The organism is Pseudomonas sp. BJa5, assembly GCF_030272875.2.
Taxonomy (GTDB): Bacteria; Pseudomonadota; Gammaproteobacteria; order Pseudomonadales; family Pseudomonadaceae; genus Aquipseudomonas.
This window is the reverse complement of sequence record NZ_JALRNG020000013.1, coordinates 68008-94285: the sequence shown is the minus strand read 5'-3', so window position 1 is coordinate 94285 and position 26278 is coordinate 68008. Positions and strand designations below refer to the sequence as shown.

Sequence of the window (26278 nt, the reverse complement as noted above, 5' to 3'; positions counted from 1 at the left end):
CCTTTTGCATTTCAGGCTTCCTGGGCCTGGGGCCTGGGCAGCTCGGCGTGCGCCAGCAGGGTATACACGCACGGCAGGACGAACAGGGTGAACAGGGTGCCCACCGACATGCCGGTGGCGATCACCGTGCCGATGTCGAAGCGACTGACGGCCCCCGCACCGGTGGCCAGGATCAGCGGCACCATGCCGAAGACCATCGCCGCCGTGGTCATCAACACCGGACGCAAGCGAATCGCCGCCGCTTCCTCCACGGCCTCGCGGGCGCTCAAGCCCTTTTGCAGGCGCAGCTGGTTGGCGAACTCGACCACCAGGATGCCGTGCTTGCTGATCAGGCCGATCAGGGTCACCAGGCCCACCTGGGTGTAGATATTCATGCTGGAAATCCCCAGGAACAGCGGAATCAACGCCCCGCAGATCGACAGCGGCACGGTGACCAGGATTACCAGCGGATCGCGGAAGCTCTCGAACTGGGCCGCCAGCACCAGGAAGATGATCGCCAGGGCCAGGCCGAAGGTCACCCACAGCGCGCTACCCTCCTGCACGTACTGTCGCGCGGTACCGGCGTAGTCGAAGGCATAGCCTTCCGGCGCTTCCTCCCGGGCAATGCTGCGCACGGTATCCAGCGCCTCGCCCATGCTGACCATGGGCACGCCCTGGATGATCGCCGAGTTCAGCTGCTGGAACTGATTGAGCTGGCGCGGTCGGGCGCGGTCGTGGAGGGTGATCAGGGTCGACAGCGGCAGCATCTGGCCCTGCTGGTTCTTCACGTAGTAGTTGCTCAACCAGTCGGGATTGTCCCGGTACAAGCGCTCGACCTGGGCGATGACCTTGTAGCTGCGGCCGTCGATGGTGAAGCGGTTGATCTCCGCCTCGCCGAGCAGGGTGGCCAGGGTGCCGCCCAGGGCATCCATGGACACGCCCATCTGCGCCGCCTTGGCCCGGTCGATATCGACCACCACTTCCGGCTTGTCGAAGGCCAGGTCGATGTCGAGGAAGGCGAACTTGCCCGTGGCCTGGGCGCGCTCCTTGACCCGCTCGGCCACCTGCAGCAGCGACTCGTAGTCGTTCGGGGTGTTGATCACGAACTGGAACGGCAGGCCCTCGCTGGTGCCCGGCAGCGACGGCAGGTTGAAGCCGAAGATCTGCAGGCCGCTGATGCTTTCCAGACGCTTCTGCACCAGGGGCAGCAACTCCATCTGGGTGCGCTCGCGCTCGCCCCAGGGCTTGAGCAAAAAGCCGCCGATGCCGGACTGCACACCGTTGAAACCGTTGATCTGGAACGAGGAAAAGTACTCGGGAAACGCCTTGAAGATGTCGATGAACTCGTCGGTGTAGGTGCTCAGGTAGTCGAGGTTGGTCGGCTGTGGCGCGGTCGCCATCATGAAGATCACGCCCTGGTCTTCGTCTGGCGCCAGCTCGTTGCGGGTAAACATCAGGAACACCGGAATCAGGCACAGCACGATCACCGCGAACACCAATACCACCGGGCGGGTGTTGAGGGTGGCATGCAACAGCTTCTGGTAGCGCACCTTCAGGCCATCGAACAGCATGTCCAGGCGATGGGCCAGGCCCGTGGGGTTCGAGTCGTGGCGCAAGAGCAGGGCGCACATCATCGGTGACAGGGTCAGGGCGACGATGCCGGAAATGATCACCGCCCCGGCCAGGGTCAGGGCGAACTCCTTGAACAAGGCTCCGGTCAGCCCCTCGAGGAAGCCGATGGGGGCATAGACCGCCGCCAGGGTGATGGTCATCGATACCACCGGCATGGCGATTTCCCTGGCACCTTCCAGGGCCGCGTCGAACGGCGTCTTGCCTTCCTCGATATGGCGGTGGATGTTCTCCACCACCACGATCGCATCGTCCACCACCAAGCCGATGGCCAACACCATCGCCAGCAGGGTCAGCAGGTTGAGCGAGTAGCCCATCAACTGCATGAAGAACAGCACGCCGATCATCGACAGGGGAATGGTGATCACCGGGATCAGCACCGAGCGCAGGGCACCGAGGAACAGGAACACCACGACGATGACGATCAGCACTGCCTCGGCCAGGGTCTTGACCACCTCGTCGATGGAGGCCTGGATGAACAGGGTGGCGTCGTAGGCGATGGAGGCCTTGAGGTTGGGCGGCAGCTGGCTTTCCAGCTCCGGCATCAGCTTGCGTACCTCCTTGATCACATCCAGCGGGTTGGCCCCCGGCGTGGCCTTGATGCCGATGTACACCGAGGGAATGCCGTCGAACGAGCTGACTGTGTCGTAGTTCTCCGCGCCCATCTCGACCCGTGCCACGTCACCCAGCAGCACCCGGCTGTCGCCACGGGTCTTGAGCGGGATGTTGGCGAAGGCTTCGGCGTTCTTAAGCTCGGTGGTGGCATTGATACTGGTGACGATGTACTCACCCTTGACCTCACCGGCGGCCGAGAGGAAGTTGTAGCGCCTGACGGCCTCGGTCACCTCGTTGGCGCTCAGGCCGTAGCCGGCGAGTTTCACCGGGTCTAGCCACAAGCGCATGGCAAACAGCTGGTTGCCGAGAATCTCCGCCTCGGCCATGCCGGGCAGGGTGGCGAGCTTGGGCTGGATCACCCGCGACAGGTAGTCGGTGATCTGCGGGTTGCTCAGCGCGTCGCTGTAGAAGCTGATGTACATCAGCGCCGAGGCGTCGGCGGCCTCCTTGCTCAGCACCGGGTCTTCGGCGTCCTGGGGCAGCTTGTTCTTGACCTCGTTGGCCTTGGCCAGCAGTTCGGTGAACAACCGGTCGCTGTCGGCGCCGATACGCGCATACACGGAAATTACCGAAAAATTCTGCCGGCTCACCGAGGTCATGTAGTCGATGCCCTCGGCGCTGGCCAGGCTCTGCTGCATGGGCTGGGTGATGTAGCCCTGGATGGTTTCGGCATTGGCCCCGGGGTAGGCAGTGGTCACCGTGATCAGGGCGTTTTCCATCTGCGGGTACTGGCGGATGGGCAACTTGCTCCAGGCCTGGAAGCCCAGCAGCACGATCAGCAGGCTGACGACGCTGGCCAGCACCGGCCGGCGGATGAACGGATCGGTAAAAGCCATGACTTGTCCTCGATCAGTTGGCGCGCGACGTGTGATTGGCCTGGGGTTGCAGGGTCTTGTCCGGGGTGAGGGTGACGGAAGCGCCCTGGGTCAGCTTGAGCTGGCCGGCGGTCACCACCTGCTCACCGGCTTTGAGGCCCTTGCTGATGACCACCAGGCCCTCGCGACGCTCGCCGGTCTCGACGAAGCGGCGTTCGGCGATCAGTTCCGGCTTGCCCTCGGCATTGAGTTGCGGCTGGCCGTCTTCGTTCTTTTTCGCCACGGCCACGTACACCGAATTGCCGTACAGGGTGTAGGTCACGGCGCTTTCCGGCACCACGACCTGCGGCTGTGGATCGGGCAGCACCACCTGCAGGCTGCTGAACATACCGGGCAGCAACTTGCCGTCAGGGTTGCCCAGGGTCGCGCGGACCAAGACGTTGCGGGTGCTGTCGTCGACCTTGGGGTTGATGGCGCTGATGGTGCCGGGGAAGGTCTCCCGGGGATAGGCCGCGACTGACGCCAGGACCTTCTGGCCGATGCTCAGCCTGGGAATCTGCTGCTCGGCGACATAGAAGTCCACGTACAGGCTGCTCAGGTCCTGCAGGGTGGCGATCACCGTGCCGCTGGCCAGGTAGTCGCCAACGTCGACCTGGCGGATGCCGATGGTGCCGCTGAAGGGCGCTTCGATGCTTTTCTTGGCCAGGGCCGCCTTGAGCTGGTCGACCACCGCCTGGCTGCGCTTGAACTGGGCGTTCAGACGGTCGTACTCGCCGCGGGAGATCGCCTGGCTACCGACCAGTTGGCTGCCGCGGCTGAAATCCACCCGGGCCAGGCCCAGATCGGCCTGGGCGGTGCCGAGCAGGGCGGTTTCCACATCGCTGTCCAGTTGCAGCAAGGGCTGGCCCTTGCTGACCTTCTGCCCGGACTCGAACTGCAGGCGCTTGACCGTGCCCGCGCTTTCCAGGCTCAGGTCGACCCCTTGCAGGGCCGTGAGACTGCCGACCGCCGGCAGGCGGTTTTCCCAGACGCGCTCGCTGGACTCGGTCGCCGCCACGCTGATCGGTGGCTTGGGGGCCGAGAACATCTGCACCTGCTGGTAGATGGAGAAAGCCTTGTAGCCCCCCAGCATCAGTACAAGCAGCAGGACAACACCCAACATGATGAGCATGCGGCGGCGCAGCATAGTCCAGTTCCTTGGAGTCGAATTTTATCGTTCGATTGGCACGACGACGGGCGATCCTGCCCACGTGCTCAGTAGCCGAATATTACTCGTTTGACCCGACTCCGGAACCTGTGTTCCGAGGTTATTTTCGGTTATTCACGGGGTCCTGAGGGGGGATGGTCCTTGGGCTTGGGTATTGAGGTTGTGAGCTTATCCATTCGATGTGGTGACGCTGCCGGCCCCTTCCGCCTTTACGGCGGCCTACTTTTCTCTTGGGAAAAGTAGGCAAAACCGCTTGCTCCTGCATCCGGCCCTGCGCTGCGCTCCGGGTCCCCTCGCTCCGGCGCCCTCCGGGGCCACGCGGCCTACGACTTGCTACGCCAAGTCTACGGCTCGCGTTCTTCGGCTGACGCCGAAGGTGCTGCGCACGGCCCCTGCAGGCACCTCCACTCGGCCTCCTGAAGTCGCATTCTGCGGCGCCTGTAACAACGCGCATGAGGAGCAAGGGTAGGAGCGGGCTTGCCCCGCGATGGCGTCAGCCAGGCTGCGCCAACCTCTGCCTTCGAAGATGCGCCAGCACAGGCACCACCCGTAACTTCGCGACTTCAGGAGGCCGAGCGTAGGTGTCTGGAGGGGGCGGGTGCGTAGCACCCTTCGGCGTAGCCGAAGAACGCGAGCCGTAGACTTGGCGAAGCAAGTCGTAGGCCGCGCAGCCCCTGGAAGACACCGTAGCGAGGGAACCCGGAGCGCAGCGTAGGGCCGTATGCAGGAGCGAGCGGTTTTGGTTCCTTTTGCCAAGACAAAAGGGACCCGCCGTAAGGGCGGAAGGGGCCGGCAGCATCGCCGCATGGAATGGATAAGCTCGCCGCCTCAGCACCCAAGCCCAAGGACCATAACCCCCGGGTTCCGTGAAGAACCTTATGCTCAGACCAGGTGCAGGTGGTTGTCCCAAAGCCCGGAAGGCAGTTGCAGCGGCTGGCCGACCAGCTCGCCCTTGCGGCAGTCGTAGAGCCGGCAGCGACCCTGTCCAGACGTGACCACGAAGCCATCGGCCACCGCACCCACGCCGGCGCAATCGGGCATCGGCGCATCAAGTTTTACCTGGGCCGTGTCCAGGTCCCAGATGAACAGGCGGTTGGCCCGCGGAGCGGTCAGGGCGACCAGGCGCAGCTCACTGTGAATAGCCACGCTGGCGGTGTAGTTGGCCATCGACAGCAACTGCTGCTCCGGCACCGGGAAGGCTGCGAAGGGCTGGCCCGGCCGCTTGATGGCAATCAGCTCGGCGGTTTCATCGCCGTTGCCCATGAACTGCTGGCCGGCGACGATGGTGCCGTCGCTGGCAATCGCCAGGTGACGCACGCTGTTCATCTGCTGGGGCAGGGCTTCCTTGCTCAGCAGGGTGCCGTCGCGCTGCATCAGCACCAGGCTTGGCTGCATGGCGTCGAGGTTCATCTCCACCCGGCTTTCGGCCTCGGTGCGAATACCGCCATTGGCTACCACCAGGGTCTCGCCGTCGGGCATCCACGACACCTGGTGCGGGCCGATGCCGTGGGTGGAAATCTCGCCGCTGTGCGTCAGGCGCTCACAGTCGAAGCGGTACACACCGAGCACGCCACGACCGGGATCGGTAGTGTCGTTCTCGGTGGCGTACAGCCATTCGCCGCTCTTGTGGATCACCGCGTGGCCGTAGAAATGCCGGTTCGGCTGCGAGGCGATGGTCTGCAGCAGGCGGCCATCGCGCAGGTCGATCAGGTAGCTCTCGGTGCCCGGGCGACGGGCGACGAACAGGGCAATCGGCTGCTCGGGGTGATTGATGATGTCATGGCAACGCTGGGCCACCTGGGTGGCGAACACCTGGGTGCCGTCCAGGCGATAGCCGACCGCGTAGTGCTTGCCGTCGCCATCGTCACGGGCCGAGAGCAGCAGCGGGCTGCTGTCCTTGCCGCGAAACAGGGTCCAGCCGCCCAGGGTGAGGGCGCTGAGCAGGACGCTACCGAGTTTGAGAGCCTGGCGTCGCAACATGATCAGTCACCGTCGTTGGCGTTGAAGCCCAGCTGGATGCCCAATGCCTTGGCCAGATCGCCTTCATGCAGGCGGTGGACGGCGTTGAGGCTGTCGTAGATGGCGTTCAGTTGCTGGCGACCGGCTTCGTCGTCGAGCAGTTCGCCCAACGGCTTCTGGTTGGCGGACAGCAGCTTCAGGGCGTTGGCGTAGGCGGCATCGATCTTGTCGGCCAGGGCCTTCTGGTCCTTGCCCAGCAGGCCGCGCAGGCCCTGGTTGTCGACACCGACCCAGACGGTTTGCGCGGCAGTCAGGCTGGCTTCCAGGCTCTTGAGCGAGGATTGGCTACGCCAGGCTTCGGCCTGCAGCGGTTGCGGGATGCCCTTGCTCAGGCGGCCCATGGGCGCGCCGAGCTTTTTCTTCAGGGTGTCCAGGGCGGTGACCTGGGCACGCAGCAGGTCGGCGATGGCCTCGTGGGAATCGGCATAGCGCTGGTTGGGGAACTTGGTCAGTTGCGCCAGCATGCCGTCGGTGCTGTTCCAGCCTTTGAGGATGTCCTCGGCCAGGGCCTTCTGGTGTTCGCCGATGGCCACCAGCAGCGGGCAGTAGCGGGCTTTCTGTTCAGCATTGGCGGTGTCCGGCTTGCTGTCGAACAGGATGTACTCATAAGCGGACAGGCCGCGCACCACGACGCTGGACTTGGCCAGGCTTTCGGCATCGATCGGCTTGTCGCCACTGACCAGTTGCTCGACCTGGCGGCCGACCAGGTTCTTTTTGTCCGGCCAGAACTGTACCTGCCAGGCGCGGTTGCCTTCGGCCAGCGGGCCGATCAGCAGCGGCTGCAGTTCAGCCCAGGCCTTTTGCGCATGCAGGAAATCGGCACGGGCGGTGGCCAGGTCCGCCTTGCCTTCGCAGAAGGCCAGGGCACTGACGGCCAGCTGGCGGTCGGCTTCGACCCAGCGGCTGTAGGTCGGCAGGATCACTTGCTTGGCGATGGCGGCGGAAGTCACCGCCTGCGGGTCCTGCGGCGAGCAGGCGCCCAGGGCGAGGGCGGCGAGGCTGGTGAACAACAGTTTGGGACGGAACATGCCCGGCTCCTCTCTTAAAGTGAATTCAGGAACGCCAGCAACGCGGCGCGCTGCTCGGCATTGAAGGTCAAGACATGCTGCTTGGCCGCCTGCGCTTCGCCGCCATGCCAGAGCACGGCTTCGAGCAGGTTGCGGGCGCGGCCATCGTGAAGAAACTGGGTGTGGCCGCTGACCGTCTGGGTCAGGCCGATGCCCCACAGGGGTGGCGTGCGCCAGTCCTGGCCGCTGGCGGCGAATTCGGTGCGGTTGTCGGCCAGGCCCGGGCCCATGTCGTGCAACAACAGGTCGCTGTAGGGGCGGATCAGCTGGTTGGCCAGCTCCGGCTCGGCGGCATCGGCGGCGGTGGTGTAGCTTGGGGTATGGCAACTTTGGCAGCCCGCCTGGTGGAACAGGTTCTTGCCGGCCAGCACCTGGGGGGAGTCGACATCCGCGCGGATCGGCACCGCCAGGTTGCGGGTGTAGAACTGGATCAGGCGCAGGATGTTGTCGCTGACTTCCTGCTCGCCGTCGGCGCCGTTACCGTTGGGGGCGTTCAGGCAATCGACCTGCGCCGGGGTGCAGTCGTCCATGGGCCGCAGGCGGGTGGTCAGGCCCATGTCGCCGGAGAAGGCGTGTACGTTCTGCTGATTGAGGTTGGGTTGCCCGGCCTTCCAGCCGAAGCGGCCCATCACGGTCTTGCCCAGGGCATCGTCCCACACCTGGTTGGCGCGGCCGCGGATGCCATCGCCGTTGCGATCATCCGGGTCGGCATTGGCCAGCAGGGCGGCTTCGGGAATGGCTTCGAGCAGGCCCAGGCCGATCATCGGCGGCGCTACCCGGGCGGAGAAACGGGTGTCGGGGTGCATCGGGCCGTAGCCGAGCTGGCTGATCTTCAGGCTCGGCTGGCGCAGTTCGACCTGGGTGCCGTCCTTGAACGTCACCGCCAGCGGCGTGTACTCCACCCGGACCTTGCCCTCGGGGACGACGCCAGGCACCGCCATGTCCTGGAACTGACCGCCATAGACCGGCTCGGGAACCACGCCCAGTTGCTCGATGACCTTGGCGTAGTGGGGCTGGTCGGGAATCGACAGGCGCACCAGCATCGACACGGCGTTACTGGCACTGGGGCCGGGCGGATGGCCGCGACCGTCCTTGATGTGGCAGTTCTGGCAGGCGTTGCTGTTGAACAGCGGCCCCAGGCCATCGCGGGCGGTGGTGGTCGAAGGGGCGATCACCCAGGGATTGCGAAAGAAGCTGTTGCCGACGCTGAAGTCCAGGCGCCGACTGGGGGCAAGGTTCGCCGACGGCATGGAGAAGGCATTCTGGTCGCGCTTGTTCACTGTCGTCCTGCCACCGCCCAGCGCCTCTCCCGGTTCGGCCTGGGTGAAGCGGGGCGCATCGTCACAGGCGACCAGGGTCAAGGCCATGAGCAATGGGCTGAAACGGCGCAGCGACGAAAGCATCGAGGATCCTGAGCGAGAGCAAAAAATCGGCGTGCAAGCTTAGCAGGCTGAGGATCATTGAATAAGAGCAATTTGCGTTTGCTTGATGAAATCTCATGCCGCGCCGGGCCCTGAATGCACAACGCCCGGCACTGGGGCCGGGCGTTGTGTGACACGGTGTCGCGGATCAGAACTCGTGATCGGCGGTATCCGGGTTCAGGTTGGCGATACCCAGCTTGCCGGCAGCCTGCTCGATGGCACCGGTCTGCTTGACCAGGGCGGCGATGGCGTCGCGCACGATCTGGTTGCCGGCGGCGTTGTCGGCAGCGATCAGCTGGTCATAGTGCTCACCCTTGGCGGCGTGGTCGACCATGACCTGGATCTTCGCTTCGGTGGCTTCCAGGTCGGCCTTGAGGGTGGCGTCGGCGGCCGGATCGACCTTGGCCACCAGCGACGACAGGCTCGGACCGGTCAGCTTGCTGCCGTCGGCGCGGGTGTACTCGCCCAGGTAGACGTTGCGGATGCCCTTGGCGTCGTAGAAGTGCGAGAAGTGGGTGTTGTCGCTGAAGCAGTCCTGCTCGTCTTCAGGCGAGTTGGCTTCCAGGGAAACCTTCATGCGCTCGCCGGCCAGTTCGCCCAGCGACAGGCTGCCCATGCCGAACAGCATCTTGCGCAGGCCGTCGGTGACCGGCTCGGCTTCGAGGGTGGCGCGGTAGTTGGTGGCGACGTTCGGTGCCCAGTTGCCGACCATTTCTTCCAGGTCGTTGACCAGCAGTTGGGTCACGGCCTTGAGGTAGGCGCGGCGACGCTCGTTGTGGCCACCGGTGGCGCCTTTGCCTTCCAGGTAGTCGGAAGCAGGACGTGCGCCGGCGCCTGGGCCGGTACCGTTGAGGTCCTGGCCCCAGAGCAGGAATTCGATGGCGTGGTAGCCGGTGGCGACGTTGGCTTCGGAACCGCCCAGCTCATTGAGGCTGGCCAGTTTTTCCGGGGTGATGTCCTTGACGTCGACCTTGTCTTCGCCGACCTGGATCTGGGTGTTGGCGATGATGTTGGCAGCGGCGCCCGGGTTGCCCAGGGCATGTTCGTAGCTGGCGTCGACGTAGTCGATCAGGCCTTCGTCCAGCGGCCAGGCGTTCACCTGACCTTCCCAGTCGTCGATGATGGTGTTGCCGAAGCGGAACACTTCGCTCTGCAGGTAAGGCACGCGCGCGGCTACCCAGGCAGCCTTGGCGGCCTTGAGGGTTTCATCGTTGGGCTTGGCAAGGAAGGCGTCGATTGCGGTCTGCAGGGTCTTGGCGGTGCTCAGCGAGTCGCTGTACACGGCATGGACCATGTCGGCGTAGTGCTTGACCACGGCCTTGGCGGCGGCCTCGTCGACGGCGCCGGCGGCAGCCGGTGCTGCTGCGCTGGCAGCCGGAGCCTGGGCTTGCGGTGCGGCAGCCTTGTCCTTGTCGTCGCCGCACCCGGCGAGAGAGATGGCAATGGCCAACAGACTGGCGGTGGCCAGAGGCATACGAATCATGGCGAGTTCCTGCGTCGAGAGGTTGGACAGGCGTACCGGCGGTACGCAAAACTGCAACATAATGCGAAAGATTTGCATTTTGTGTAAAGGGGCGGCCACGTAAATATTCAAATGCGTGTTTTCGCCTTTCACTCAATGCCGACAGGGGTTACAGAATGGACACCTGGTTGCGTTGCGCCTGTTTGAGGAAGGCGGTCAGCTCCCGGGAGGGTAGCGGTTTGCTGTAGTGGTAGCCCTGACCTTCATGGCAGCCCTGGGCGATGATGTAGGCTTCCTGTTCTGCGGTTTCCACGCCTTCGGCGATCACCTGCATGCCCAGGCTCTTGCCCAGCTGGATGATGGCGCGAACGATGGTGGCATCGTCGTCGTCATCGAGCAGGTCCTGGACGAAGCTCTTGTCGATCTTGATCTTGTCCAGCGGCAGCGACTTCAGGTAACTGAGCGAGGAATAGCCGGTGCCGAAGTCGTCGATGGCGATCAGCGCGCCGGAGCGGCGCAGGCTCAGCAGGTGCTGGGCGGCGGTGCTGATGTCTTCCATCAGGCCGGTCTCGGTGACTTCCAGCTCCAGGCTGCGCGGCGGCAGGCGGTAGATCTGCAGCAGGTTGTTGACCACCCGCGGCAGTTCGTTGTGGTGCAGTTGCACCGTCGACAGGTTGACTGCCATGCGCAGCTCGCTGAAGCCCTGGTCGTGCCATTCGCGCAGTTGCCGGCAGGCCTGGTCGAGCACCCATTCGCCGATGGCGATGATGTTGCCGTTCTGCTCGGCCAGGGGAATGAACTGGTCGGGTGGCACCATGCCCAGTTCCGGATGCTGCCAGCGCAGCAGCGCCTCGACACCGACCACGCGATGGTCGCGGTAGCTGATTTGCGGCTGGTAGACCAGGTACAACTGGTTGCGCGGCAGGGCTTCGCGCAAGTCCTTTTCCAGCTCGCGGCGCCGGCGCATTTCACTGTCGACGCTGGCGATGTAGAACTGGTAGCGGTTGCGCGAGCGGGTCTTGGCCAGGGTCATGGTCTGCTCGGCCTTCTGCAACAGCTTCTCGGTGCTGTCGCCGTCTTCCGGGAACAGGGTGATGCCGATGGTCGCGCGCAGGCGGATTTCCTGGTCGCCCAGGGCGAACGGCGCCTCCAGGTCATCGAGAATGCTCTGGGCCAGTTCGGCCGCTTCGTAGGGCTGCTCGATATCGGCCTGGACCAGGGCGAACTGGTCGCCGCCGAGGCGCGCCAGGGCGCCCAGGCGGCCGCTGTGGGCGCGCAGGCGGTCGGCCAGGGCCAACAGCAACTGGTCGCCGGCCTGGTAGCTGAACTGTTCGTTGATGCCTTTGAAGTCGTCCAGGCCCACGCACAGCACCGCGACCCGGCGTTGCAGGCGGCCGGCGTCGACCAGGATCTTGTCCAGTTGCTGCTGCAATTGCTGGCGATTGGGCAAGCCGGTGAGGAAGTCATACTGGGCCATGCGCAGCAGGCTGTTCTCGGCCTCGTGGCGCAGGTGGGTGTTGCGTTCGATGGAGGCCAGCAGCTGGTTGGCGGTATTGACCCACACCCCCAGCTCATTGCGCTCGTGGCCCTTGATCAGCGGCAGCTGGTGCTGGCTGGGGCGGTCGGGGTTGATCTGGGTGAGGTGCTCGATGATCTTCGACAGCGGCTTGGTCAGCATCCAGTGATAGACCAGGTACAGCACCAGGCCCATGGCCAAGGCACGCAGCACGCCGGAAATGAAGATGATCACCGAACTGACCAGAAAGCCCTGGCCGTAGCTGGCGGTGTCGAGGGTGATGCTCAGGTCGCCGTAGTATTCGCTGTAGGGGCCGCGACCGACCAGTGACGTGGTGAAGGTGCGCTCCTGGCCGAGAATCAGGTCGGTCAGCCAGCGTGTCGGTGATTCCTGCAACGGGCGGTTTTTTTCCGCCAGCATGGTTTCGTTGGGATGGCCGATGGAAGCCAGGCGCACCGACTCGTCCTGGAACAGCCCCTCCATGACCTGCATGCCCATTTCTTTGTCCAGGCTGTACACCGCCTGGGTCGAAGGATCGCGGAACATGTCGAGGATTCGCTGGGCGTCGCTGGCCACTGCCTGACGTGTCTTGTAGGCATCGAAGACAATCTGCGCACAACTGAGAACGACACCGACCACCAGTGCCGAGAGCAATACAACCCTCAGCAACTTGACCGATAAGCTGTTCTTGAGTTCCAGCTTCAATGGGGTTTCCTTAATCCATGCGCATGGCATCATTTTGCCATCAAACTCGGCAATCCACTATCGGCCATTGGCAGATCCCGCCCCCTGGAAAGGGTTGGCGAGCCTGCTACCACTGTATCGGTCGGCCGGCCTTGCGACTTTAATCCCGGGAATGCGTTTCCCAAGGTTTGATGTTAGCGCGGTATCAGTTTGGAGCAAGAGCCTCGGGTCGTGCCGCAGGCGAAAAAAAACCCGGCCAGGCCGGGTTTTTTTCGTCACTGTGTTCGCTTAGGCGGTGAAGGTCTTGCCTTCGAACTGCTCGGCGACGAACTTCCAGTTGACCAGGTTCCAGAACGCCTCGACGTATTTTGGACGCAGGTTGCGGTAGTCGATGTAGTAGGCGTGTTCCCAGACGTCGCAGGTCAGCAGCGGGGTGTCGCCGCTGGTCAGCGGGCAGCCGGCGCCGATGGTGCTGGCCAGGGCCAGGGAGCCGTCAGCCTTTTTCACCAGCCAGCCCCAGCCGGAGCCGAAGGTGCCGATGGAGGTCTTGGAGAACTCTTCCTTGAACTTGTCGAAGGAACCGAACGCAGCGTTGATGGCATCAGCCAGGGCGCCGGTTGGCTGGCCGCCGCCGTTTGGCGACATGCAGTTCCAGTAGAACGAGTGGTTCCAGACTTGAGCGGCGTTGTTGAAGATGCCGCCCGAGGAGGTCTTGACGATCTCTTCCAGGGTCTTGCCTTCGAACTCGGTGCCTGGCACCAGGTTGTTCAGGTTCACGACATAGGTGTTGTGGTGCTTGTCGTGGTGGTATTCCAGGGTTTCCTTGGAAATGTGCGGCTGCAGGGCGTCGTGTGCATAAGGCAGCGGCGGCAGTTCAAAAGCCATGGTGATTCTCCTAATCAGGTCTGATGCGGTGAGCGCAAGGCCGATCACGGGCGGCCGGTGTGCGTCGGGGGGAGTTTGTACTCTTTGCGACGCAAGGGCTGGATCATAGCACCGGGCCCTGTGCTTAACCACGCAACAAGTGTACGGGAAAGAGGTTCCAGAGCCTTCGCCGCCAGGGGACGGGTGGCTCAGCTGAAGATCAGCTGGGCCGCCACGGCGAACATCATCACCGCCACCATCAGGTCGAGCAGACGCCAGGTACCCGGGCGTGCCAGCCAGGGGGCTAGCCATGCCGCGCCCAGGGCCAGGGTGAAGAACCACATCAGCGAAGCGCTGGCCGCGCCGGCCACATAGGCGCCGGGCACGGTCTGCTGGGCGCCCAGCGAGCCGATCAGCAGCACGGTGTCCAGGTACACATGGGGGTTGAGCAGGGTCACCGCCAGGGCGCTGAGCAGTACCGCCCGGCGCGAACGCAGGCCCTGGCCTTCGCCCTGTTGCAGGCTTTGTTGCGAACAGGCGCGTAGCAGCGCCTTGGAGCCGTACCAGATCAGGAACACCGCGCCACCCCAGCGCGCCACAGCCAACAGGGTCGGATTCTGCGCCAGTACCGAGGCCAGGCCGAACACACCGGCCGCGACCAGGATCGCATCACACAGCACGCAGAGGGCTGCCACCGGCAGGTGGTGTTCGCGGCGCAGACTCTGGGCCAGGACGAAGGCGTTCTGGGTGCCGATCGCCATGATCAGGCCGAAAGCGACCAACAGGCCGTTCAGGTAACTTTGCCACATAGGGGATACTCCACAGACGCCAGGGTGTGGCGGATAGAACCTAGAAGATGCTGGCTATTCTGCGGTTCGCACCTGTATAAGAAAAACAAATAAAGCTGATCTGGCATTAGGAAAAATAATGTTCGATTACAAACTGCTGTCCGCCCTTGCCGCCGTCATCGAGCAGGCCGGATTCGAACGTGCCGCCCAGGTGCTGGGGCTGTCGCAGTCGGCGATCTCCCAGCGCATCAAGCTGCTGGAGGCGCGGGTCGGGCAACCGGTGCTGGTGCGGGCGAACCCACCCAGCCCGACGGATGTCGGCCGCCGTCTGCTCAACCATGTGCAGCAGGTGCGCCTGCTGGAACGTGACCTGCAGAGCCAGGTGCCGGCGCTGGACGAAGAGGGCGTGCCCGAACGCCTGCGCATCGCCCTCAATGCCGACAGCCTGGCCACCTGGTGGGCGGCGGCGGTGGGGGAGTTCTGCGCCGGACAGCAGGTATTGCTGGATCTGGTGGTGGAAGACCAGGAGGTGGGGCTCAAACGCATGCGTGCCGGTGAAGTGGCGGCCTGCCTGTGTGGCAGTGAGCGTCCAGTGGCCGGCGCGCGCAGCCTGCCACTGGGTGCCATGCGTTACCGTGCCCTGGCCAGCCCGGCATTCATGGCCCGTTACTTCCCGTCCGGTTTCGATGCCACGCGCCTGCCGCGTACACCGGCGCTGGTGTTCGGCCCCGATGACTTCCTGCAACATCGTTACCTGGCCTCCCTGGGTATCCAGGATGGTTTCCTGCATCACTTGTGTCCTTCTTCCGAAGGCTTTTTGCGCATGACCGAAGCGGGGCTGGGCTGGGGGCTGGTGCCGGAGCTGCAGGTGCGTGAACAACTGGCCAGCGGGCGTCTGGTCGAAATTTCCGTGGATAAACCCATCGACGTGCCGTTGTACTGGCATCATTGGCGTAACGGCGGGCAATTGCTCGCACAGTTGACCGAACATTTGCGCCACACGGCCCGGCACTGGCTGGTGCCCTTGTAGGCGCGGATGGCGTCAGCAGCATCTGAATATTGGTAAGGCGGAGTGGTACATGCGAATTCTGGTCACCGGCGCTAGCGGCTTCATCGGCGGGCGCTTTGCGCGCTTTGCCCTGGAGCAAGGCCTTGATGTCCGGGTCAACGGCCGGCGTGCCGAAGGTGTCGAGCATCTGGTGCGGCGCGGGGCGCAGTTCATCCCCGGCGACCTGGGCGATGCGGAACTGGCCCGGCGCCTGTGCCAGGGCGTCGATGCCGTGGTGCACTGTGCCGGGGCGGTGGGCAACTGGGGGCGTTACCAGGATTTCTACCAGGGCAACGTGGTGGTTACCGAAAACGTGGTCGAGGCGTGCCTCAAGGAGCACGTGCGGCGCCTGGTGCACCTGTCGTCGCCGTCGATCTACTTCAATGGCCGTTCGCAACGGGACATCCACGAAGAGCAGGTACCACGCCGCTTTCATGACCATTACGGCGCCACCAAGCACCTGGCCGAGCAGAAGGTCTTCGGCGCCCAGGAGTTCGGCCTCGAAGTGCTGACCCTGCGCCCCCGCTTCGTCACGGGCGCGGGTGACGTGAGCATTTTCCCGCGCTTGATGCAGATGCAGCGCAAGCGCCGCCTGGCGATTATCGGCAACGGCCTGAACAAGGTCGATTTCACCAGCGTGCAGAACCTCAACGAAGCCCTGCTCAGCGCCTTGTTCGCCGATGAGCAGGCTCTGGGCCAGGCCTACAACATCAGCAATGGCCATCCATTGCCATTGTGGGACGTGGTCAACTATGTGATGCGCCAGATGCAACTGCCACAGGTCACTCGCTATCGCTCCTACGGCCTGGCCTACAGCCTGGCGGCGCTCAACGAAGGGGCCTGCCTGCTCTGGCCTGGCCGTCCGCAGCCGACCTTGTCGCGCCTTGGCATGCAGGTCATGAGCAAGGATTTCACCCTGGACATCAGCCGTGCCCGGCATTTATTGAACTACCGGCCGACGGTCAGCCTGTGGACGGCGCTGGACGAGTTCTGCGCCTGGTGGAAGGCGCAAGACCCGCGTTCGTGAACCCAAGGGCGGGATTGCGGTCGATCAGAGCGCCGCACAAGCGGTTTATACTAGTGACCATTTGCCATTAATGCGGTTGAAAGCCCCCATGCGCAACGATGCCCAAGACGATTTCGACAATGTGCCGACCCTGCGTGCCAATACGCGGGATGACGATAACTTTGAACCCTTGCCGGGCCGTGGAGGCATTGCCGCCACCGACCGTCGCAAAGCGCCGCGGGCGGCCAGCACCGGGCCGTTGTGGGCGCTGCTGGGGGCGTCCTTCGTGGCCCTGGCCGGGCTTGGCTGGTGGAGCTTCCAGCAGGTCTCGTTGATGGAGCAGCAACTGGTGGCGACCCAGGAAAGCTTTGCGCGCATCAGCGAAGAGGCGGCCGGGCGCCTGCAGGTCATCAGCGGCAAGGTCGATGCCAGCGAATCGAGCGCCAGCACCGGCAGCGAAGCCTTGAAGCTGCAGATCAAGCAGTTGCAGGCCAATCTCGCCGAGCAGGGCAAGCAACAGCAGGGCGTCGCCGGGCAGGCGGGCGATCTGGGCAAGCGCCTGGAGCAGGTGTTGGCTCAGGCCAGTGAGCAGCAGGCGGCCAGTGCCAGGCTGCAGGGCGAGTTGCAGGCCCAGTTGAAGGCAGTGAATGCCGAGCTGGCCGAGTTGAAAGCCGCCCAGGTCGACGGAGGCAAGCTGGGCAGCCAGATCAACAGCCTGAGTGCCGATGTCGCCGCCTTGAAGAAGCAGGGCAACCCCAGTGCTGCCATCGAGCGCCTGGAGCAGGACCTGATCGTGCTCAAGAGCGAGCAGGAGAATCGCCCGGCAACGCCGGCGGCGTCGGGTGCCTCGGTGGCCGAGTTCGATGCCTTTCGCGCTCAGATGACCCGCAACATCAACACCCTGCAAAGCCAGGTGCAGAACCTGCAACGGCAGATCAACGCCCGTCCTTGAGGGGAGGTGGGAGCGGGCTTGCCCCGCGATGCGGTGGTGCGATCAATCGCGGGGCAAGCCCGCTCCCACGTGCAGTCGTCTTTACATCCGTGGGTAGTCGATATAACCGACCGGGCCCTTGGCATAGAAGGTCTCGGGATGCGCTTCGTTCAACGGCGCATCCGCCGCCAGGCGCGCCGGCAGGTCCGGGTTGGCGATGAACGGAATACCGAACGCCACTGCATCGGCCCGGCCGCTGGCCAGTGAGGCATTGGCGCTGGCCTTGGTGAAACGCTCGTTGACGATGTACGGGCCACCGAAGGCTTCCTTGATCAACGGGCCGATGCTGTCGTCGGCTTCCTTCTCCCGCGAGCAGATGAAGGCAATGCCGCGCTTGCCCAGCTCGCGGGCAACGTAGGTGAAGGTTTCGGCGCGGTTGGCATCGCCCATGTCATGGGCGTCGGCGCGCGGCGCCAGGTGCACGCCCACGCGTTGTGCACCCCATACCTCGATCACCGCATCGGTCACTTCCAACAGCAGGCGCGCACGGTTTTCCAGCGATCCGCCGTACTGGTCGTTGCGCTGGTTGGTGCTGCTCTGCAGGAACTGGTCGAGCAGGTAGCCGTTGGCCGCATGCACTTCCACGCCGTCGAAACCGGCGGCCTTGGCGTTCTCGGCACCGGTGCGGTAGGCCTCGACGATGTCGGCGATTTCCGCTGTTTCAAGGGCCCGCGGGGTCGGGTAGTCGGCCAGTGGGCGTACCAGGCTGACATGGCCTTTGGGCTGGATGGCGCTCGGCGCTACCGGGGCTTCGCCGTTGAGGTAGGTCGGGTGGGAGATGCGCCCGACATGCCACAGCTGCAAGAAAATCCGTCCGCCGGCGCCGTGGACGGCCTTGGTGACGTTGGTCCAGCCACGTACCTGGTCGTTGGACCAGATGCCTGGGGTGTCGGGGTAACCGACGCCCATCGGGGTTACCGAGGTGGCTTCGCTGAGGATCAGCCCGGCACTGGCACGTTGCACGTAGTACTCGGCCATCAGCGCATTGGGCACCCGGCCTTCGTCGGCGCGGCAGCGGGTGAGCGGGGCCATGATGATGCGGTTCGGCAACTGCAGGTCGCCGAGGGTGATCGGATCGAAAATAGTCGTCATAGGTACCTCGAGGCTTCAGTGAGTTGCAGGGGCCAGCTCCGGCTTGTTGCCGGCCTGGCTGAATGTAATCAGGGTGACGATCAGGGCCAGCACGGCCAGGGCGGCGGCGGCCAGTGGCACACGGGTCAGGCCCAGGCCCTGGGCGATGACCGTGCCGCCGACCCAGGCGCCCAGGGCGTTGCCCAGGTTGAAGGCACCGATGTTCAGGGTCGACACCAGGTTCGGTGCCGCCTTGCCGAAGGTCACCACGTTGACCTGCAGGGCCGGCACGGCGGCGAAGGCGGCGGTGGCCCAGAGGAACAGGGTGATCTCGGCGGGAATCAGGGCGACGCTGGTCCAGCTCAGGGCGGTGGAGACCACCGCCATGCTGATGAACACACCGATCAGGGTGGCGCTCAGGCGCCGGTCGGCGAGCTTGCCACCTACGATATTGCCCAGGGTCAGGCCCAGGCCGATCAGCAGCAGGGTCCAGGTCACGCCCTGGGGCGAGACGCCGGTGACATCGCCCAGCAGCGGCGCGACATAGGTGAACAGGGCAAACATCGAGGCCGAGAACAGCACGGTCATCGACAGCGACAGCCAGATCCCCGCGCCCTTGAGGGCGGCGAGTTCGGCACGCATGTCGAGTTTTTCCTCATCATGGCGAAACGGCAGGAAGCGGATCAGGCCGATCAGGGCGATCACGCCGATCACGGTCACTGCCCAGAAGGTCGAGCGCCAGCCGTAGACCTGACCCAGCGCGGTGCCCAGCGGTACGCCCAGCACGTTGGCCAGGGTCAGGCCGGTGAACATCAGGGCCACCGCCGAGGCGCGGCGATTGGCCGGCACCAGGCTGGCGGCGACCACCGAGCCGATGCCGAAGAAGGCACCGTGGCACAGGGCGGTGACCACCCGGGCGAACATCAGCAGGTTGTAGTCACTGGCCACCGCGCACAGCAGGTTGCCGACGATGAACACGCCCATCAGTGCGATCAAGGCTGCCTTGCGTGGCAGGCGCGCGGTGGCCAGGGCCATGAACGGCGCACCGATGGCCACGCCCAGGGCATAGCCGGTGACCAGCCAGCCGGCGCCGGGAATCGACACACCCAGGTCCGTCGCCACATCGGGCAGCAGGCCCATGATGACGAACTCGGTGGTGCCGATGGCGAAGGCGCTGAGCGCCAGGATCAATAGCGAGAGGGGCATTGCAAAGTCCTTGTCAGAGCTCTTGGCTCATTTGCTTGAGGAAGGCCTGGATGGTTTCCTCGTTGCGCTTGAAAAAATGCCACTGGCCGATCTTCTGGCTGCTGATCAGCCCCGCCCGTTGCAAGGTCGCCAGGTGGGCCGAGACCGTCGACTGCGACAGGCCGCAGCGTTGGTCGATCTGCCCGGCGCAGACACCGTGTTCGGTGCTGTGATGCTGGTCGGGGAACTGCACGTCCGGGTCTTTCAGCCAGTTGAGGATTTCTCGCCGTACTGGGTGGGCCAGGGCTTTTATTATTTCGTCGAGATCGAGAGGCATGGTTGGGCTCATGAGTGATGTAACGGTATATCGCGATGTGGCGAAATATAAATCGGTATTTCGCGATATACAAATATGAAGATGGACTGAGCTCAGCGTAAATCGCTATATCGGGTTATAACGATATTGGCAAGGCAGGTGCTAGACTGCGTCCATGAACTACCTCGCACACCTTCACCTGGGCGGCCAGCAACCCGAGCAACTGCTGGGCAGCCTGTACGGTGATTTCGTCAAAGGGCCGCTGGCCGGCCGCTTCCCCTTGCCGCTGGAGGCAGCGATCCGCCTGCACCGGCAGATCGACGTCTTCACCGACAGCCACCCGTTGGTGCTCGCCTCGCTGGCGCGCTTTCCCCGCGAGCGGCGGCGCTATGCCGGGATCATCCTCGATGTGTTTTTCGATCACTGCCTGGCGCTGCACTGGCAGGATTACGCCGACCAGCCCCTGGCGCAGTTCACCGGGCGGGTCTACCAGGTGCTTGGTGCCCAGACTGACCTGCCCGGGCGGCTGGCGCAGATCGCGCCTTACATGGCGGCGGATGACTGGCTGGGGTCGTACCGCGAGTTCGCGGTGCTGGAGCAGGTGTTTCGCGGCATCGCCCGGCGCCTGTCACGACCTGAAGGCATGGACGGCGCGCTGGAGGTGGTGGACGCCTTGTACCAGCCCTTGATGGATGACTTTCGCGCCTTCTACCCGCAGTTGCAGGCCTTCGCCGGCAAGTCCCTGGGCCAGGCCTGAGTCAGGCAGCCTTGGCCCGGCGCAGCGCTTGGGTTGCGGTTTCGTCAGCGCCGAACAGCGCCAACTGGATGACCTGCCGCGCCTTGAAGGCCAGGGCGGCGCGCTCTTCGCCCGCACTCGGGATCGGCGCCAGCAGCTGGATCTCCACTTCGGCACAATCGTGGGCAAACAGGCGCATCAGGTGCGAGAGCAGGTCGTCGTCGCCGATGAACGGGGCCACCGGATCGGCCTGGCCATTGCGCAGGTAACGCAGGGCTACCGGTTGCAACGGCACTTCGGTGTCGATGGCGCTGGCCAGCAGGCGGCCATGGAAGGTGCGCAGGCTGCGGCCATCGGTAGTGGTGCCTTCAGGGAAGATCAACAGGGCGCAGGCCTGTTGCAGGTGCTGGCTGATCTGCGTGCGCAGCAACTGGCTGTCGTTGCCACCGCGGCGAATGAACAGGGTGCCGGCCTTGAGCGCCAGCCAGCCGGCCACCGGCCAGTGGCGCACTTCGGCCTTGGACAGGAACGACAGCGGGGCGAGCATGCCCAGCAGGGGGATATCGGTCCAGGACACGTGGTTGCTGACCCACAGCATGGGCCGCTCGGGCAGTGTGCCAAGCACCCGGACCTTGAAGGGCAGGGCATTGCTCAGCTTGACCATGAACAGTTGCGACCAGCGCTGACGGCGTTCGGTCGAGGCGGGAATGCGCAGGCGCTCGTAGAGGCTGAACAGCGCGGCCATGCCCAGGCCGAACAGCACCACCAGCAATACCCGCAGGATGCGCGCGAACACGCGCAGGCGCCCCATCACACGGCCGCCTTGAAGTGGCGGGCGTAGCGCGGGCAGAGCTCGTCGCGCTTGAGCAGGATGAACACATCGGCGACCTGGAAGTCTTCATCCCAGCAGGGCTCGCCGCAGATCTTCGCGCCCAGGCGCATGTAGGCCTTGAGCAGCGGTGGCATCTCGGCGATGACATTGCCGGGCAGGGCCAGGCTGGGCAGCGGCTTCTTCGGTTCGGCGCGCAGGTGTTCGGTGCACAGGTAGCGCTCGCGCAGGCGCTGCATGATCGCATGGGCCTGCACGCCGCCGTCCTGCATGGGGATGCTGGCGCAGCCCATCAGGTAGCTGTAGCGGCCTTCGTTGAGCACTTCGGCCAGTTCCGCCCAGAGCACGGCGATGGTGCCGCCGTTGCGGTAGGCCGGGTCGACGCAGGTGCGGCCCAGCTCCAGGATCGGGCCTTGCAGATGGCCCAGGCCATGCAGGCTGAATTCCTCTTCACTGTAGAAACGTCCCAGGCTGCTGGCGGCCTGATGGTCGAGCAGCCGGGTGGTGGCGACCAGGCGTCCATTATTGAGATCGCGCACACCGATATGACGGCAATGGATGTCGTAGTCATCCATGTCCAGGCCCTGTTCGGCACCCTTGAGCTTGGCCTTGAATTCACCGCTGAATACGTTGAAACGCAGGGCCTGCGCCTCCTGCAGGGCGGCGGGCCCGACCAGGCGTTCGGCTTGCAGACGGCGTTCAGTGCTGTTGTCGCCAGAGCGAGCGATCTGAGTCATTGCGAGTCTCCATAAGCCAGCCATGGGGTTGCGGCCGGTCGACTTTGTTGTGCAAGCTCAGCCTAGGAAGGTGCGGTGTCACCCCCATGAACCTTTGGTGATGCTTGTATGACAGCCCCCGAGGAGTGCTGAAATGGCCTGGCTGCAACGACTCAACGATCCCCAGCGACACCCCTTGGCCGAGACCCTGGCCGACACCTATGCAGGCCTGCTGGAGCGCCTGGGCACGGTCAGCCCGTTCGAGCTGGCGGTGCTCGGCGCACGGGCCATGCCGACCCCGGGGCTGGCCTTTCTGGTCGGCTACCAGGCGGCGCTGCGCATGCTCTGGCCCAGTGCCCCGGCCAGCCTCGGCGCCCTGTGCGCCAGTGAACGGCGCAGCGTGCGTCCGGCCGATATGCAGGTGCGCCTGGATGACCTGCGCCTGACCGGCAACAAGGATTTCGTCACTGCCGGGCTCGATGCCGACTGGCTGCTGGTGGCCGCCCGCAGCGAGGCTGCCGGGGCGTCGCCGCAGCTGAGCCTGGCAGTGGTCTACCCCGGTGAGCCCGGGGTACGCCTGGAGGCGTTGCCGGCCTTGCCGCTGATGCCGGAAGTCGGCCATGCCCGCCTGCACCTGGACCAGGCCTTGTGCGAGCGCCTGGCGGGCGACGGTTGGGATGCCTACGTCAAACCCTTCCGCTCGCTGGAAGACCTTTATGTACTCAGTGCCTTGACCGCCTGGCTGTATGGCGTCGGCCAGGACAACGGCTGGCCGCAGACCCTGCAATTGCGCCTGCTCGGCCTGCTCGGCGGTTGTGCCGAGGGCAGCCGGCAGTGTGCCGACAGCACCGACTGCCATCTGCTGCTTGGCGGGTTGTTCGCCCAGTTCGCCGCGCTCAAGGAGGAGGTCAACCAGGCACTGTGCAACAGCCCCGGCGAGTGGGCCGCGCTCTGGCAGCGCGACCAGGGCTTGCTGGAGATCGCCAGTGCGGCGCGGGCCAAGCGCCTGGCCAAGGCCTGGGCCCACGCCGGATTGTCATGAAGCACCGCTAGGCTGGGACGCTCTTCGTCCTGAGTCTTGCCCCCATGAGCAACCTGCTGTCGACCCTGTTGCTTGGCTTGGCGTGCTTCAGTGCCGGTGCCCTGGGCCAGGAACACTGGCCGGTTCCGGACTGGCAGCCGGCGCCAGGCAGCAACAACGAAGCCTGGCGGGAGGTGCAGGCATACGCCTTCGCCCCGCGCGACGAGCAGTTTCGTAAAGGCGTGCGCACTGATGCGCTGCTGGTGATCAAGGACGGGCGCATTGTCTATGAACACTACGCCGCACCCACCACGGCGCTGACCCCGCACCTGACCTGGTCGGTCAGCAAGAGCGTACTGGCCACGCTGCTGGGCGTGGCCCGGGGCGAGGGCCGCTTCGTGGTGGGTGATCCGGTGGCGCGCTTCTATCCCGGGATGCACCAGCATCCGCAGGTCCGCATCGAGGACCTGCTGCACTGGGCCAGTGGCCTGGACTGGCAGGAAGACTACGAATACGCACCGCTCAACTCCTCGGTGGTGGCCATGCTCTACACCCGTGGGCGTGGCGACATGGCCGCGTATACCGCCGCCCGGGCTGCTGCAGCGGCGCCCGGTGAGCGCTTTCTCTACTCCAGCGGCGACAGCAACCTGCTGGCGGCGGCCTTGCGCGGCATGGTCGGCGCAGGCTATGCGGATTATCCCTGGCAGGCGCTGTTCACGCCGCTGGGCATCGAGTCGGCCGTCTGGGAGCGCGATGTGAGTGGCACCCTGGTCGGCTCTTCCTATCTGTATATGAGCGCCCGCGACCTGGCGCGTATCGGCCTGCTGATGCTGCGTGACGGGCGCTGGCAAAAACGGCAGGTGCTACCCCGGGATTGGGTGGTGTTCAACCGCACGCTGTTTACCCAGGCCGAATCCCTGCCCGGCGAACCCAACCCCGGCGGGCACTGGTGGCTCAATCAGCCGTTGCCCGGGCAGGGGCGACCCTGGCCGGATGTCCCGGTCGATACCTTCGCCGCGCTTGGGCATTGGGGCCAGGCCCTGTATGTAGTGCCCGATCTGCAACTGGTGATCGTGCGCTATGCCGATGACCGCGACGGGCGGTTCCAGCACAACGAGCTGCTCAAGCGGGTGCTGCTGGCCCAGGCCGGGGGGCAGCGATGAAGCGGGTGCTCGTGGTGCTGGTGCTGTTGGGTGGGAGCTGGGGCTGGTATGAGCGCCAGGCCCTGGCGGATTTTCCCGGCATCCTCAGTGCCTACTCGGCCAAGGAATATTGTTCCTGCCGGTTTGTCATGGGTTTTGACAGGCCCTATTGCCAGGGCTACGTGCGCCAGTACCTGCCCCTGAGCCGCCTGGAGGAGGACACGGCGGCCCGCCAGGTCAGCGCCGTTGGCCTCGGGGTGGAGCGTCGTGCCGCCTGGCGCGGCGTGCGCGAGGGCTGCGGCTTGCTGCCGTGAGGGCAGCCGGGTAAGGTTGTGGGCTTCTGTGTTTCAGGATTTGACATGTTTTCCTTGCCCCGATTGCTACTCGCCGTGCTCGCCTTCGTGAGCCTCTCCGCCCAGGCCAACTGGCATCTGGATGGCGAATCGTCGCGCCTGTCCTTCATTTCCAGCAAAAATGGCGACACCGCCGAAGTTCATCGTTTCCTGGTGCTGCATGGCAAGGTCGATCGCAAGGGCGCGGCCGAACTGCAGATCGAGATGGACTCCAACAGCAGCGGCGTGCCGCTGCGTGATGAACGCATGCGCAAGGAGCTGTTCGAGTTTGCCAAATTCCCGGAAGCCAAGGTCAACGCCCTGATTGACCTGCGGCCGATCAACGACCTGGCCAACGGTGCCCAGGTGGAGTTGCGCCTGCCGCTGACGGTCACCCTGCATGGCAAGGAGCACAACTATGACGCCCTGTTGCTGGCGACCCGCCTGGATGAACGGCGCTTCCAGGTGGTGACCCTGGAACCGCTGGTACTGCGCGCCGAACACTTCGACCTGGTGCCGGGCTTGTCCACCTTGCGCAAGATGGCCGGGCTCAAATCCATCAGCCCTGCGGTGCCGGTGAGTGCGGTGCTGATCTTCACGGCGCGTTGACATGGCCGGACCGGTTTTCCCCTGGCGTGATGGCAACCGGTTCGAATTATTGATCGACGGCCCCGAGTTTTTCCCGCGCATGCTCACCGCCATCGTGCGGGCCGAGCAGCAAGTCGACCTTGAGTTGTACCTGGTGGAGGCGGGGGCCTGCGCCGAGGCCCTGGTCCAGGCCCTGGTCCAGGCGGCCGGGCGTGGTGTGCAGGTGCGCTGCCTGTTCGATGACTATGGCGCGCTGGCCTTTACCCTGAGCCTGCGCCAACGCCTGACCGCCGCCGGCGTCGAACTGCGTTGGTATAACCGTCTGCGCTGGCGCCGGGGTTTTCGCAACCTGTACCGCGACCACCGCAAGTTGTTGCTGGTCGACCAGTCCTGGGCGGTGGTCGGTGGCACCGGGGTCACCGATCAGTTCTGGGAACCGGACAAGGACGTCAGTGAGTGGCACGAGGTGATGGTGCAGATGCAGGGGCCACTGGTGGCCGACTGGCAGATGCTGTTCGATCGCCAGTGGCGGGCCAACCTGCGCCGTACCGCCTGGCGCCCGCCCACGCACTTCGGCTTACCGCGCTTGCCCCATGTGCCGGACAGCGGCCAGGGCATGGGCCGGGTTGCCTATGCCGACGCCCGCCAGCATCGGGATATCCTGCAATCGCTGGTGCGGGCGATGAACAGCGGCCAGCGCCGGATCTGGCTGGCGACGCCGTATTTCCTGCCGACCTGGAAGGTCCGCCGCGCCCTGCGCCGGGCTGCCCACCACGGTATCGATGTGCGCCTGTTGTTGACCGGGCCGCGTACCGACCATCCTTCCGTGCGTTACGCCGGCCATCGTTATTACCCGCGGCTGTTGCGTGCCGGGGTGAAGATCTACGAGTACCAGCCGTGCTTCCTGCACCTGAAAATGGTGCTGGTCGATGACTGGGTGAGCATCGGCTCGTGCAACTTCGACCACTGGAACCTGCGTTTCAACCTCGAAGCCAACCTTGAGGCGCTGGACCCACCGCTCACCGCTGCCGTGGCGGCCAGTTTCGAGCGCGATTTCGCCCAGAGCCTGAGCATCGATCTTGAGCGTTGGCATGCCCGGCCGTTGTGGAAGCGGGTGCAACAGCGCTTGTGGGGCTGGCTGGACCGCCTGGTGGTCAACCTGATCGATCGCCGCGACTGAAGTTGCCGGGCTGCCTGTGGGAGCGGGCTATTGTGTCCTGTGTCTTTCCAT

At 64.7% G+C, this 26278-nt stretch carries 23 protein-coding genes; 9 read left to right on the top strand and 14 right to left on the bottom strand.

The window, feature by feature from the left end; all coding sequences use genetic code 11:
• Window positions 1-11: 11 nt before the first annotated feature.
• The 9 genes from M2D63_RS10135 to M2D63_RS10095 form a co-directional block, all read right to left on the bottom strand.
• Window positions 12-3059 (bottom strand): multidrug efflux RND transporter permease subunit, encoded by a 3048-nt coding sequence (locus tag M2D63_RS10135; protein ID WP_285862742.1) that lies wholly within the window; start codon window positions 3057-3059, stop codon window positions 12-14.
• 13 nt (window positions 3060-3072) lie between these two features.
• On the bottom strand, window positions 3073-4224 hold the full coding sequence (locus tag M2D63_RS10130) for an efflux RND transporter periplasmic adaptor subunit (RefSeq protein WP_285862741.1): 1152 nt from the start codon (window positions 4222-4224) through the stop codon (window positions 3073-3075).
• Between the two features lie 903 nt (window positions 4225-5127).
• On the bottom strand, window positions 5128-6225 hold the full coding sequence (locus tag M2D63_RS10125; RefSeq protein ID WP_285862740.1) for a DUF1513 domain-containing protein: 1098 nt from the start codon (window positions 6223-6225) through the stop codon (window positions 5128-5130).
• Between the two features lie 2 nt (window positions 6226-6227).
• A complete protein-coding gene (locus tag M2D63_RS10120) occupies window positions 6228-7292 on the bottom strand; it encodes an imelysin family protein (RefSeq protein WP_285862739.1) in 1065 nt (354 codons plus the stop codon).
• Window positions 7293-7306: 14 nt separating this feature from the next.
• Window positions 7307-8734, bottom strand: a complete 1428-nt coding sequence (locus M2D63_RS10115) for a di-heme oxidoredictase family protein (RefSeq protein ID WP_405309654.1) — start codon at window positions 8732-8734, stop codon at window positions 7307-7309.
• Between the two features lie 166 nt (window positions 8735-8900).
• Complete coding sequence (locus M2D63_RS10110) at window positions 8901-10235, bottom strand: imelysin family protein (protein WP_285862738.1); 1335 nt, start codon at window positions 10233-10235, stop codon at window positions 8901-8903.
• Between the two features lie 148 nt (window positions 10236-10383).
• Complete coding sequence (locus tag M2D63_RS10105) at window positions 10384-12465, bottom strand: putative bifunctional diguanylate cyclase/phosphodiesterase (protein WP_405309651.1); 2082 nt, start codon at window positions 12463-12465, stop codon at window positions 10384-10386.
• Between the two features lie 237 nt (window positions 12466-12702).
• Window positions 12703-13299 (bottom strand): superoxide dismutase, encoded by a 597-nt coding sequence (locus M2D63_RS10100; RefSeq protein WP_285862736.1) that lies wholly within the window; start codon window positions 13297-13299, stop codon window positions 12703-12705.
• Window positions 13300-13487: 188 nt separating this feature from the next.
• Window positions 13488-14087 (bottom strand): LysE/ArgO family amino acid transporter, encoded by a 600-nt coding sequence (locus M2D63_RS10095; protein WP_285862735.1) that lies wholly within the window; start codon window positions 14085-14087, stop codon window positions 13488-13490.
• A gap of 118 nt (window positions 14088-14205) precedes the next feature.
• On the opposite strand from M2D63_RS10095, the gene M2D63_RS10090 reads away from it, so the two are divergent.
• The 3 genes from M2D63_RS10090 to M2D63_RS10080 all read left to right on the top strand — a co-directional run bounded on the left by M2D63_RS10090 (window position 14206) and on the right by M2D63_RS10080 (window position 17072).
• Window positions 14206-15096 (top strand): LysR family transcriptional regulator ArgP, encoded by an 891-nt coding sequence (locus M2D63_RS10090; protein WP_285862734.1) that lies wholly within the window; start codon window positions 14206-14208, stop codon window positions 15094-15096.
• A 49-nt stretch (window positions 15097-15145) separates the two neighbouring features.
• A complete protein-coding gene (locus M2D63_RS10085) occupies window positions 15146-16141 on the top strand; it encodes an NAD(P)-dependent oxidoreductase (protein ID WP_285862733.1) in 996 nt (331 codons plus the stop codon).
• A gap of 88 nt (window positions 16142-16229) precedes the next feature.
• On the top strand, window positions 16230-17072 hold the full coding sequence (locus M2D63_RS10080; protein WP_285862732.1) for an ATPase: 843 nt from the start codon (window positions 16230-16232) through the stop codon (window positions 17070-17072).
• An 81-nt stretch (window positions 17073-17153) separates the two neighbouring features.
• On the opposite strand, the gene M2D63_RS10075 is transcribed toward M2D63_RS10080, so the two are convergent.
• Genes M2D63_RS10075 through M2D63_RS10065 form a run of 3 tightly spaced genes read right to left on the bottom strand, consistent with a single transcriptional unit; the run spans window position 17154 to window position 19704 of the window.
• Entirely contained in the window at window positions 17154-18203 is a 1050-nt protein-coding gene (locus M2D63_RS10075; RefSeq protein ID WP_285862731.1) for an alkene reductase, read from the bottom strand.
• A 15-nt stretch (window positions 18204-18218) separates the two neighbouring features.
• On the bottom strand, window positions 18219-19388 hold the full coding sequence (locus M2D63_RS10070) for an MFS transporter (protein ID WP_285862730.1): 1170 nt from the start codon (window positions 19386-19388) through the stop codon (window positions 18219-18221).
• 13 nt (window positions 19389-19401) lie between these two features.
• Window positions 19402-19704: a helix-turn-helix transcriptional regulator gene (locus M2D63_RS10065; RefSeq protein ID WP_038607345.1), complete on the bottom strand. Its 303-nt coding sequence runs from the start codon at window positions 19702-19704 to the stop codon at window positions 19402-19404.
• Window positions 19705-19858: 154 nt separating this feature from the next.
• Between M2D63_RS10065 and M2D63_RS10060 the strand changes: the two genes are divergently transcribed.
• On the top strand, window positions 19859-20440 hold the full coding sequence (locus M2D63_RS10060; RefSeq protein ID WP_285862729.1) for an ACP phosphodiesterase: 582 nt from the start codon (window positions 19859-19861) through the stop codon (window positions 20438-20440).
• A gap of 1 nt (window position 20441) precedes the next feature.
• Here the strand turns inward: M2D63_RS10060 and M2D63_RS10055 are convergent, their stop codons facing one another.
• Window positions 20442-21230 carry a lysophospholipid acyltransferase family protein gene (locus M2D63_RS10055; RefSeq protein ID WP_285862728.1) on the bottom strand — a complete coding sequence of 263 codons (789 nt, stop codon included), beginning with the start codon at window positions 21228-21230 and terminating at the stop codon, window positions 20442-20444.
• Window positions 21230-21985, bottom strand: a complete 756-nt coding sequence (gene olsB / locus M2D63_RS10050; protein WP_285862727.1) for an L-ornithine N(alpha)-acyltransferase — start codon at window positions 21983-21985, stop codon at window positions 21230-21232. The genes M2D63_RS10055 and olsB overlap by 1 nt, the downstream gene beginning before the upstream one ends.
• Before the next feature lie 133 nt (window positions 21986-22118).
• On the opposite strand from olsB, the gene M2D63_RS10045 reads away from it, so the two are divergent.
• The 5 genes from M2D63_RS10045 to M2D63_RS10025 are packed head-to-tail and all read left to right on the top strand — an operon-like array spanning window position 22119 to window position 26227.
• A complete protein-coding gene (locus M2D63_RS10045) occupies window positions 22119-23006 on the top strand; it encodes an acyl-CoA dehydrogenase (RefSeq protein WP_285862726.1) in 888 nt (295 codons plus the stop codon).
• Window positions 23007-23059: 53 nt separating this feature from the next.
• Complete coding sequence (locus M2D63_RS10040; RefSeq protein WP_405309678.1) at window positions 23060-24148, top strand: serine hydrolase domain-containing protein; 1089 nt, start codon at window positions 23060-23062, stop codon at window positions 24146-24148.
• Window positions 24145-24441, top strand: coding sequence for an amidase (locus M2D63_RS10035; protein ID WP_285862724.1), 297 nt, complete (start codon window positions 24145-24147; stop codon window positions 24439-24441). The genes M2D63_RS10040 and M2D63_RS10035 overlap by 4 nt, the downstream gene beginning before the upstream one ends.
• A gap of 45 nt (window positions 24442-24486) precedes the next feature.
• Window positions 24487-25068 carry a YceI family protein gene (locus tag M2D63_RS10030; protein WP_285862723.1) on the top strand — a complete coding sequence of 194 codons (582 nt, stop codon included), beginning with the start codon at window positions 24487-24489 and terminating at the stop codon, window positions 25066-25068.
• A 1-nt stretch (window position 25069) separates the two neighbouring features.
• Window positions 25070-26227, top strand: a complete 1158-nt coding sequence (locus M2D63_RS10025) for a phosphatidylserine/phosphatidylglycerophosphate/cardiolipin synthase family protein (RefSeq protein ID WP_285862722.1) — start codon at window positions 25070-25072, stop codon at window positions 26225-26227.
• Window positions 26228-26278 lie beyond the last annotated feature (51 nt).